12 protein-coding genes are annotated in these 9,173 nt (G+C 70.9%); 4 read left to right on the top strand and 8 right to left on the bottom strand.

Going from position 1 to position 9,173, the window contains the following annotated elements:
- Positions 1 to 133 precede the first annotated feature (133 nt).
- Positions 134 to 685 carry a DoxX family membrane protein gene (locus QSK35_RS00060; protein ID WP_285741078.1) on the top strand — a complete coding sequence of 184 codons (552 nt, stop codon included), beginning with the start codon at positions 134 to 136 and terminating at the stop codon, positions 683 to 685.
- A 163-nt stretch (positions 686 to 848) separates the two neighbouring features.
- Positions 849 to 1,325 (top strand): flavodoxin domain-containing protein, encoded by a 477-nt coding sequence (locus QSK35_RS00055; protein ID WP_285741077.1) that lies wholly within the window; start codon positions 849 to 851, stop codon positions 1,323 to 1,325.
- Between the two features lies 1 nt (position 1,326).
- On the opposite strand, the gene QSK35_RS00050 is transcribed toward QSK35_RS00055, so the two are convergent.
- On the bottom strand, positions 1,327 to 1,899 hold the full coding sequence (locus QSK35_RS00050) for an Rv1733c family protein (protein ID WP_285741076.1): 573 nt from the start codon (positions 1,897 to 1,899) through the stop codon (positions 1,327 to 1,329).
- Between the two features lie 215 nt (positions 1,900 to 2,114).
- Between QSK35_RS00050 and QSK35_RS00045 the strand changes: the two genes are divergently transcribed.
- On the top strand, positions 2,115 to 2,270 hold the full coding sequence (locus QSK35_RS00045) for a hypothetical protein (protein ID WP_352242929.1): 156 nt from the start codon (positions 2,115 to 2,117) through the stop codon (positions 2,268 to 2,270).
- Positions 2,271 to 2,579: 309 nt separating this feature from the next.
- Here the strand turns inward: QSK35_RS00045 and QSK35_RS00040 are convergent, their stop codons facing one another.
- From QSK35_RS00040 to QSK35_RS00010, 7 genes are all read right to left on the bottom strand, one after another.
- On the bottom strand, positions 2,580 to 3,203 hold the full coding sequence (locus QSK35_RS00040; RefSeq protein WP_285741075.1) for a CBS domain-containing protein: 624 nt from the start codon (positions 3,201 to 3,203) through the stop codon (positions 2,580 to 2,582).
- Positions 3,200 to 3,643: a universal stress protein gene (locus tag QSK35_RS00035; RefSeq protein WP_285741074.1), complete on the bottom strand. Its 444-nt coding sequence runs from the start codon at positions 3,641 to 3,643 to the stop codon at positions 3,200 to 3,202. The genes QSK35_RS00040 and QSK35_RS00035 overlap by 4 nt, the downstream gene beginning before the upstream one ends.
- A complete protein-coding gene (locus tag QSK35_RS00030) occupies positions 3,640 to 4,059 on the bottom strand; it encodes an OsmC family protein (protein WP_285741073.1) in 420 nt (139 codons plus the stop codon). Before QSK35_RS00030 ends, QSK35_RS00035 begins: the two co-directional genes overlap by 4 nt.
- Entirely contained in the window at positions 4,056 to 6,632 is a 2,577-nt protein-coding gene (locus QSK35_RS00025; RefSeq protein ID WP_285741072.1) for a bifunctional acetate--CoA ligase family protein/GNAT family N-acetyltransferase, read from the bottom strand. Before QSK35_RS00025 ends, QSK35_RS00030 begins: the two co-directional genes overlap by 4 nt.
- The gene (locus tag QSK35_RS00020; RefSeq protein WP_285741071.1) at positions 6,629 to 7,117 is read right to left on the bottom strand and encodes a universal stress protein; all 489 of its coding nucleotides are present in this window, start codon (positions 7,115 to 7,117) and stop codon (positions 6,629 to 6,631) included. Before QSK35_RS00020 ends, QSK35_RS00025 begins: the two co-directional genes overlap by 4 nt.
- A 71-nt stretch (positions 7,118 to 7,188) precedes the next feature.
- Positions 7,189 to 8,394: an MgtC/SapB family protein gene (locus QSK35_RS00015; RefSeq protein ID WP_285741070.1), complete on the bottom strand. Its 1,206-nt coding sequence runs from the start codon at positions 8,392 to 8,394 to the stop codon at positions 7,189 to 7,191.
- 6 nt (positions 8,395 to 8,400) lie between these two features.
- Complete coding sequence (locus QSK35_RS00010) at positions 8,401 to 8,604, bottom strand: DUF1918 domain-containing protein (protein ID WP_285741069.1); 204 nt, start codon at positions 8,602 to 8,604, stop codon at positions 8,401 to 8,403.
- A gap of 109 nt (positions 8,605 to 8,713) precedes the next feature.
- Here QSK35_RS00010 and QSK35_RS00005 point away from each other — a divergent pair, with 109 nt between their 5' ends.
- Positions 8,714 to 8,971 carry a hypothetical protein gene (locus QSK35_RS00005; RefSeq protein WP_285741068.1) on the top strand — a complete coding sequence of 86 codons (258 nt, stop codon included), beginning with the start codon at positions 8,714 to 8,716 and terminating at the stop codon, positions 8,969 to 8,971.
- The last annotated feature ends 202 nt before the right edge of the window (positions 8,972 to 9,173 follow it).

Below are 9,173 nucleotides of genomic sequence, written 5' to 3'. Positions count from 1 at the left end.
GCCACCAGCGTCAGCCGTGGCGTGCACCCGGCACAGGGTGGGACGTCCCGGTCCGGTCGGGACCAGTGCCCGCGTTGTCTCGAATCACCGGTGCCAACACTCGGGGACGACACGCATTCACGAGGAGGCAACGATGTCCGCTCTGAAAGTCCCCGCGACGACCCGCACCGACGTGGGCGAAAAGTCGCTCGCCGTGCTGCGGATCACCACGGGACTGGTGTTCCTGTGGGCGTTCTTCGACAAGGCGTTCGGGCTCGGCTACGCCACGCAGAGCAAGAACGCGTGGTTCAACGGTGGCTCGCCCACGAAGGGATTCCTGAGCCGGGTCGACGTCGGTCCGTTCCAGTCGATGTTCCACGACTGGGCGGGCACCTGGTGGGCCGACACGCTGTTCATGCTCGGCCTGCTCGCGATCGGGGTCGCGGTGACCCTGGGCATCGGCCTGCGGATCGCGGCGGTCAGCGGCGCGCTGATGATGCTGCTCATGTGGGTCGCGGAATGGCCGCCCGCGCAGCACGACTCGGCGGGCCAGCCGACGATGTCCACCAACCCGGTCATCGACTACCACGTCATCTACGCGGTGGCGCTGGTCGTGGTCGCGGCCACGGCGGCCGGTGCTACGTGGGGCCTCGCCCGCTGGTGGTCCGGCCTGCCGGTCGTCCGCGCCAACCCTTGGCTGCGGTGACGGAACGCGAAACGGGCGCCGCGAACGCGGCGCCCAGCGGTCCATGCCGAGCACGAGGTCGAACAGGGCGCGAGGGTAGCGGCCGGTGAACAGCAACGCGGCCCGGCCACGGTGAGTCGAAGTGCCCTGTCCATCGCGATGCTCCGGACGACACCGTGGTGGTATGGCTGAAGTTCTGGTCGCGTACGCGACGAAAATGGGTTCCACCAAGGAGATCGCCGAAGCGATCGGCGAACGGATCCGCGCCGCGGGCCACTCCGTCACCGTGCTGCCGGCGGGCGAGGTCCGCTCATTGGACCGATACAGCGCGGTCGTGCTCGGCAGTGCCCTCTACGCGACGCGCTGGCGTGGGGACGCGGTAAAGCTGCTGAAGCGGTTGAGCGGTAAGAAGGTCTGGCTGTTCCACAGCGGGCCACTGGGCAAAGATCTGTCACCGCAGAAGGCACCCGCCAAGGTGCGCAGGCTCGCGGCGCGGGTCGGCACCGAAGCACCGACGACCTTTCCGGGACGGCTGGAGGCGAAGACCGCCAAGGGATTCATCGCGCGGAAGATGGCACAGGGCGAAATGGCCGGGGACTATCGCGACTGGGACGCGATCAACGCGTGGGCCGACCAGATCGCGGCCCATGTAACCGGCTGACTCACTGCCCGGTCGCGATCCGATCCCATTCGGCGCTCAACCGGCGCATGCGGATCCGTTGGTGCGTGAAGCGAACCACGAGGTACAGCAGCGCCATCGCGCCCGACGTGCCGCCCCACAGCAGCAGCGCGAGGATGATCGCGTTGATCGCGGCACCCTCCGCTGTCAGCGGCGGTGAGGAGACTTCTCCTTGGTCGTCGATCCAGATCGGGACGGTCGCACCGGCCTTGGCGTCGTAGTGCGCCTGCACCATGCCCTCGCGCGCCATACCGTTCGGCAGTCGCCAGACGGCGAGCACGGGAGTCGACTCGACCACGCCGCCACGTTCGGTGGATCCGATCGTCGGAGGTGCGTCCTGGATGAGCACCGCCTCGACCCAGTGCCGGGTGTTCTGCTGTGCGGCCGCCTGCGCCTTCTGCGTCGCGTAGATCTCCGAGCCCGTGGCCCCCGCGATCGGGACGGCCAGCAGCGCCACCGCGATCGCGCCGACGAGCACCGCCGCCTCCAACCGGTCGCCCGCCGTGGCCAGTGGGTTACGGCCGGCGAAGCGGACGAGTCGGGTCAACAGGTTCATGGCTCACCTCCACGTTCAAGACTTCGCCGCGGACGCGGTCCGCTCCTAGGGACGGCATGCCCTGAACTGCCGGGACCTACTCCCCTGAACCCGGCGATCCGGCGGTGACACGGTCAAGAGAACCATTACCTGGAGGTGAGCAGGATGCAGCCGGACGAGAAGACCCTGCGGGCCGCGCCGGGCTCGCCACCTGCCCGCTCAGCCAGCCCCTGGAAGTGCTCAGCACCAAGGACCTCGTGCGCAACCACGTGCTCGGCGGCACCAGCTGCCCGCAGATGGTGCTGCGCATCGGCTGGGCCGGGTTCAACGCCGACCCCCTGCCCCCGACACCGCGCCGGCCCCTGATCGACGTCCTCAAGGAGCTGCGATGAGCCATACGCCGGACCTTCACCGAGCTGGGCAGGACCGACACCGACGTCGCGGGCGGCAAGGGAGCCAACCTCGAGCGCATGCAGGCGCTGGTCCGCAAGGCAGCAGCAACGACCTCACCCAACCGATGCTCGGCGCCGCACGCGACGCTGGCATCACCTCATCGCTCTGCGGGCAAGCCCCCTCCACCCACTCCGAGTTCGCCGAGAAACTCGTCGAACTGGGCATCACGTCCGTTCGGCGGAACGGCGGCTGTTGCTCTCACGCAGGCACTGAACACACGCGCACTGGGCACAGCCGCCGCACCGGAGTCAGCCGTGCTCAGCGGCACGGCTGGCCTCCGGGAACCGCACCTCGACCACCCCGGCGACCGCTCGGGCGAGCACCTCGGCGATGTGCCGGTCCGTCGGGTCGTCCATCGAGTCCACAATAGACGCACAGCCGTTGGTGACCGAGACCGTCCAGCGGTCCGGCCCGGCGACCATGCGCAACCGGTGCCGGATCTCGGTCCCGATCAGATCGTCGTCGCGGCTGATCGCTCGCAACATGTCGCGCCGGGTGACGACACCGGCCAGCCGTGGCCCGTCGATGACCGGCACGCTGCGCACATCCTGGTCACGCATGATGTCCGCCAGGGCCGCGACGTCCATCGCCGGGCTCGCGACCACCGGCGGCTGCGACATGACCTGCTCGACCGTGGTGGCGGCCGCGGGACGTTCGGGCACGGGCCTGCCGTGCACCAGGGACCTGGGGTCGACCGGCAGCCGGTCGCGCAGCACGTCCGCCTCGGTGACCACGCCCACGAACGCGCCCGAGTCGTCGACGACCGGCAGCATGGTGAACCCGTTGTCGGACAACAGTCCCGCGGCGTGGCGGGCGAAGTCGCCAGGCCGCACGGTCACCACGGACGTGGTCATGACATCACGGGTCCTCATCGACGGGCTCCTTCGGCGACCGGGATGACCACGACCGGGGCGGACGAGTGCTGCACACAGTGGGTGCTCGTCGAACCGAGCACGATCTTGCGCAGGCGGTGCCCGGCGTGCGAGGCGACGACCAGCATCGCCGCTTCCTGCGACACTTTCTCCAGCACCTCCGCCGCCGAGCCGCGGATGCTGCGCCGGACGACCTGCGGGAACTCCAGGCGCCCGACGGCGGCCGCGCGCAATGCGCCGTCGATGACCGCGTCGGACTGCAGCCGCACCTGCTGTTCGTTCGTCTCGGACCAGTCGGTGAGCGGCTCGTACGCCCACGCGTGCACCACATGCAGCGGGCACTTTCGCGTGACCGCCTCGTCCAACGCCCACCGCAACGCCCGTTCGGATGCGGGGGTGCCGTCGATCCCCACCACGATGGCGTTTCCGTCGGTGCTCATCGTTCCTCCTCGCCGATGCGAATCTCGACCTCCGGCGGCCGCCGGAGCGTGTTGTGGACCGTGCAGTTGCTCACGACGGCACGCATGGCGGTCGCCTGGTGCGACGTGAGGGAATAGGGCGGGTCGATGGTCAGCCGGATCCGTCCCACGCGGGCCGGGTGGTCGGCCATCCCGTACTCCGCGAGCACGGAGAGTCCGTCCAGCGAGAGCTCGTGCCGCCGGAGGAACCTGCCCGCGTAGTGCGCCGCACACGTGGCCAGTGAAGCCATGAACAGTTCGACCGGCGACACGCCCTGGTCGAACTCGGGCTGGTCCGTGTGCAGCTCGTGGCCGCGCAACCGGATCATGTACTCGTCGCCGCGCACGTGCCGGACCCTGATCTGCCGCAACAGTGGCACTTCCTCGGTTGTCCTCATCGGCCTGTCCTCAGCTTGCGCAGGAAGGGATCAGACGGATGCGCCCGCGCGACACGCACCCGCGCGTCGACGACCATGCAGCCCGACTCCGACACCACGAGCGGGTTGATGTCGAGCTCGGCGACCTCGGGCAGGAGCTCGGCGAGCTTCGCCACCCGCAACAGCACGTCACGCACGGCCGCCTCGTCGGGTTCGGCGATCACCTTGCCCGCCGCGCGGAACCCGTGGACGAGCTCGTCGGCGTCCGCTGTGGACAGTGGTGCCAGCCGGGCCGCCCGGTCGTCGATCAGGTCGGTGTCCACACCGCCCAGCCCGGTCACCACCAGCGGACCGAACTTCTCATCGCTCACCACGCCGACGAGCAGCTCACGGCCGCCCGACGCCATCGGCTGCACGAACACGCCGCGCAGCCGGTCGCCGAACCGCTGCTGGAACCCGCGGAACGCGGTCGCCACGCCGTCGGCGGTCCGCACACCGAGCTCGACTCCGCCGCCCCTGCTCTTGTGCAGCAGTCCCGACGCCACCGCCTTCAGCGCGACCGGAGCGTCATAGGCGCGTTGCGCGGCGATCGCGCTCGCCGCGGTCGTGGTCAGCATTCCGCCGAGCACGGGCAGGCCGAACGCCCTCAGCAGCGTCACGACCTCGTCCGGCGCGAGCCAGCCCTCGGCGTGTCCGTCCACAACGGACCGCGCGGAATCCAAGTCCACCTGGACTATCGGCCGCTCATCGGGCCGGGCCAGCCATTCGGCCCGTTCGGCGAGCCGGGCCAGCACCGCGGCGGCACGGGCGGGCTCCGCGTAACAGGGCACCTCCCCCGCCAGCCGGCCGGTCTGCCCGGTGCGCACGGCCAGTACGGGCTTGCCGTCGACGGGATGCACGCCGCCGGTCGGATCGCCCAGCGCGGTCGGCACGGTCACCGTGATCACCGCGTCGACGGCCGGGTCCGCGCCGACGATGTCCAGGCACCGGGCGAACCTCTCGCCGGTGACGACGGCGGTCGTGTCAACCGGGTTGTGCACGCTCGCGGTGGCGGGCACCAGCTTCGCCAGCGCCGCGCCGGTCTCGTCCGACAGGGCGGCCATCCGCAGCCCCTGGCGGACACACGCGTCAGCGGCCAGCACGCCGAGCCCACCGGCGTTGCTCAGCACCGCGACGGACCGGCCGCGCGGGAGCGGCTGCCGGCTCAGTGCCGTCAGGACGTCGGTCAGCTCCGGCACGCCGTCCACCGCGATCACCCCGGCCTGGCGGAACAACGCGTCGCGCGTGGCCGACGGGGTGGCGGTCGAGGCCGTGTGCGACGCGGCCGCCCGCTGACCGGCCTCGCTGCTCGCGGACCGGATCGCGAGCACGGGCTTGCGCCGCGCGACCCGGCGGGCGACGCGGGAGAACTTGCGCGGGTTGCCGAAGGACTCCAGGTACAGCACGACGATCCGGGTCTGCTCGTCGCGTTCCCACCACATCAACAGGTCGTTGCTGCTCACGTCGTACTTGTCCCCGGTGGACACCAGGTTCGACGTGCCGAGCCCGAGGCGCCGCAGCTCCTCCAGCACCGCGATCGCGATGCCACCGGACTGCGTCGCCACCCCGATGTCGCCGGGAAGTATGCCGTCGGCGGCGAACGTCGCGTTCATCCGGACACCGGGCGCGCTCGTCGACACACCGAGGCAGTTGGGCCCGACCAGCCGCATACCGTGCCTGCGCACCGGTTCCATCAGGTCGTCGGCCACGACACCGGAGGAGATGACCACCAACGCCTTGACGCCGCGCTGTCCGCACTGGTCGGCGACCTCTGGCACGGCCTTCGCGGGCACGCACAACACGGCCAGCTCCGGCGCCTCCGGCAGTTCCGCGACCGAGGCGTAGCAGGTGACGTGCGCGACGGACGTCGCGTGCGGGTTGACCGCGTAGAGGTCTCCGGTGAAGCCGCCGAGGTTGCGCAGCACGGCGTTGCCGACCGAACCGGGCGACCGGCTCGCGCCGACCACGGCGACGGAGGCCGGTCGCAACACGTGCGCGAGGCTGGCCACATCGGCCGTCAGCTCGCGTTCCGCGACGGTGTCGAGATAATGCTCGTCGGGTTCGAGCCCGAGGTCGACGTGCACCACCTCGCCGTCGGGCACGATCCGCGACACCAGCCCCATGTCGGTGAACACCCGCAGCATCCGTGAGTTGATCGTCAGCACGTCGGCCACGAAATGCCGCACACCCCGCCCGCGTGCGAGCGACGCCAGGTGCTCCAGCAGCAACGTGCCGACGCCGTGCTTCTGGTCGGCGTGCGACACGACCAGGGCGACCTCGGCACCGTCACCGGCCAGCACGTAGCTGGCCGCGCCGAGGAGCCGTTCGCCCAGGAACGCGCCGATCACCACGTGCCGCCGCTCCTCCGGCGACACCATCCGCCGCACGAAGTCCTCGAGCTGCCGCGGTGAGGTGCTGAAGAACCTCAGGTACTGGTCCTCGATCGGCAGTGACCGGTGCAACGTCAGCAGCGTGCCGACGTCGCGCGGACCCAGCTCCCGGAGCGTGACGACCGACCCGTCGGTGAGCAGTGCCAGCTCCTCCAGCGTGTTCACAGCAGCGGACCGGGCGTCAGCGGCTCGGGTGCCTCCCGCTCGGCCTCGGTCTCGACCGCCCGGATCACGACGACCGGGCACGCGGCGTGGTGCACGCAGTGGGCACTGACCGAGCCCAGGATCGCCTCGACGAACGGGCTGTGCCCGCGGTTGCCGACGACGAGCAGTTCGGCGTTCTCCGACGCCTCGGTCAGGACGGTCCTCGGGTCGCCCTCGACGAGGACCAGGCGGACCCCGTCGAAGCCGCGGGTGGCCTCGTCGAGCACGGCCTGTTGGCCTTCGCGCATCCGTTCGGGCGAGAGCTCCATGCCGACCTCGGCGGGCAGCGGGCCGATGACCATGCCGTAGTCGCGGTGCCACGCGGAGACCGCGTCGACCGGGCAGTTCCGGCGCCGGGCCTCGTCAACGGCCCAGCGCAAGGCCGCCTGGCCGGCGGGTGATCCGTCCACACCGACCACGATGGGCCGGGATTCGTTGTCGCTCATGTACTTCAGCGTCGCCCCCGGCGACGCCGGTGTTCAGTGGCACGGGTCCCGCACCACGCGGGACCTTCGTCCTACCAGACGATGCCAATGGCAACCGCCGCGACGGCCGGTGCGAGCCACGCCGCCAGGCGCAGCGCGAACCGCGGCCCACCCGCGACCGTCGCGAGCGTCAGCTTCACCACGGTATTCGTGGCCAACGCTGCGCCACAGGCCACGACGGCGGTGTGCACCGAGATCGACTGCGGGGCAAGCGAAGCGGCCGCGATCGCGGCGGCATGGGCGTCCGCCAGGCCGCCGAGCGCGGACGCGGCCACCACTCCCCCGCCGCCCAGCCAGTCCGCGGCGGACCGGGTGACCACCAGGAAGAGCACCAGAATCCCGGCCAGCGACAACGCCGCGCGCAGCGACATGGGCCTGGCCACGACGGGCTCGTCATCGGCCGGCTCGACGCGCTTCGTCCGCCACACCAGCCACGCCACTTCGCCGGCCAGCACGACCGCGCCCGCGACGGCGGCGGGCAGCAGCCGCAGTGCCACCGGCGGGCTCGCGACCGCCGTCACCGCGACCATCTGCGTGAGGGTGGCCAGGTTGACCGCGACCGCACCCGGAAACGCCGCTTCGCCCTCCGTCCGGAACTTCCGCGCCATCACCGCGGTGGTCGCGGACCCCGACACGAAGCCGCCGGCGAACCCGGTGACCAGCAGTCCCCAGCGTTGCCCGAGTGCGCGCGCCGCCACGTATCCGGCCCAGCCGATCAGCGTGACCGCCACGACCAGCCACCACACGCGCGCCGGGTTGAGCACGCCGTACGGGCCGAGCGGCCGGCTGGGCAGCAGCGGAAGCACCACGAACGCGACGACGAACAGGATCATCGCGTCCCGCACGTCCCGGTCGGTGACGGCCTTGCGGGAGAACCGATGCAGCGGGCGTTTCGCGGCGAGCAGCGCGGTGATGACCACCCCGACCGGTACGGCGAGCTCCGGCCGTTGCCACGCCAGCGCGCCCAGCAGGAACGCCGCGATCGCCGCCACCTCGGTCGTCGCACCGGGGTCGTCGGAGCGCAGATACCAGGCGAGCACGAGCAACGCGACCGCGCCCAGCCCAACGCCGAGCGCCACCGGGGACACCGCCGCCGCGACCGCGCCGGCGAGCGCGATCAGCGGGAACGTGCGTGATCCCGCCGGAGATCTCGTCTTGTCGTGCTCGCGTTCCACGCCCAGCAACAGCCCGATGGCCAGTGCCGTGGCGAGGTGCGCGAGCGCGGTGGTGGTGCCCACCTCGGATCAGCCCGCGCGCAGTCGCGCGGCTTCGTCCTCCGCGGTCACGACGTGGGCGTCCGGGCCCGGGAACACCAGCACCTCGTGGTCGGTGCCGGCCCACCGCACCACGTACGGCGGCGTGCCGTCCTCGTGCCGCACGGACACGATCTGCCCGCGTCTGCCGCCGGTTCCTTTGACGACGAGCCAGTCGCCCGGTTTCGCGTTCATGGGTCCCAGGTTTCGCCGGCTTCCGGCGGTTCAGCAGAGCGGATCGGCTCACCGGTGAGGTGACGTTGGTCCCTGCCACCGGGTTCGCGCTCGTCGCACGCGCTGGGCGTTGCGGGAGGCGGTCCGCAGCGGCGCCGAGGTCGAGGCGATGCTGGCGTGGAAACACGAACAGAACTTCGTTCCCGCGACGCTGATGGGGCTGAACCCGTACGGCGAGAAGCCGCGCCGGCACCCCGCCCAGGAGCTGCACAACCTCGTGCAGGACGTCCGGGCCGAGTTGCCGGCCGCACCGGAAGTCACCGAGGTCACCATCGTCGGCGACGCGTCCCACGAACTGGCCCGCGCCTCCCGGTTCGCGATGACATAGCGCTATGGGGGGAGCTTTCCCAGCGCTGACCGCTGGCTGGTGTTTTAACCGGGAAGCTCCTGATCTTTGACATGAGCACGGCCACCGCTTGATCATTTTCGGGTTCCGTCCAAAGAACTCGATCATGACAAGTGGTGGCCGTGGCTCATAGTCTGCCCGATCAAGGTCCGGGTGCCCAACTCCGGGCGCTGCAACGGTTCCG

The organism is Lentzea sp. NBRC 105346 (assembly GCF_030269605.1).
GTDB lineage: Bacteria > Actinomycetota > Actinomycetes > Mycobacteriales > Pseudonocardiaceae > Lentzea.
This window is presented reverse-complemented; position numbering and strand designations above follow the sequence as displayed.

Excerpts from the sequence above, each read along its gene's own strand:
- QSK35_RS00020 (WP_285741071.1), bottom strand. The coding sequence starts at position 7,117 with ATGAGCGACAACGAATCCCGGCCCATCGTGGTCGGTGTGGACGGATCA.
- QSK35_RS00010 (WP_285741069.1), bottom strand. The coding sequence starts at position 8,604 with ATGAACGCGAAACCGGGCGACTGGCTCGTCGTCAAAGGAACCGGCGGC.
- QSK35_RS00055 (WP_285741077.1), top strand. The coding sequence starts at position 849 with ATGGCTGAAGTTCTGGTCGCGTACGCGACGAAAATGGGTTCCACCAAG.
- QSK35_RS00035 (WP_285741074.1), bottom strand. The coding sequence starts at position 3,643 with ATGAGCACCGACGGAAACGCCATCGTGGTGGGGATCGACGGCACCCCC.
- QSK35_RS00050 (WP_285741076.1), bottom strand. The coding sequence starts at position 1,899 with ATGAACCTGTTGACCCGACTCGTCCGCTTCGCCGGCCGTAACCCACTG.
- QSK35_RS00030 (WP_285741073.1), bottom strand. The coding sequence starts at position 4,059 with ATGAGGACAACCGAGGAAGTGCCACTGTTGCGGCAGATCAGGGTCCGG.
- QSK35_RS00040 (WP_285741075.1), bottom strand. The coding sequence starts at position 3,203 with ATGAGGACCCGTGATGTCATGACCACGTCCGTGGTGACCGTGCGGCCT.
- QSK35_RS00060 (WP_285741078.1), top strand. The coding sequence starts at position 134 with ATGTCCGCTCTGAAAGTCCCCGCGACGACCCGCACCGACGTGGGCGAA.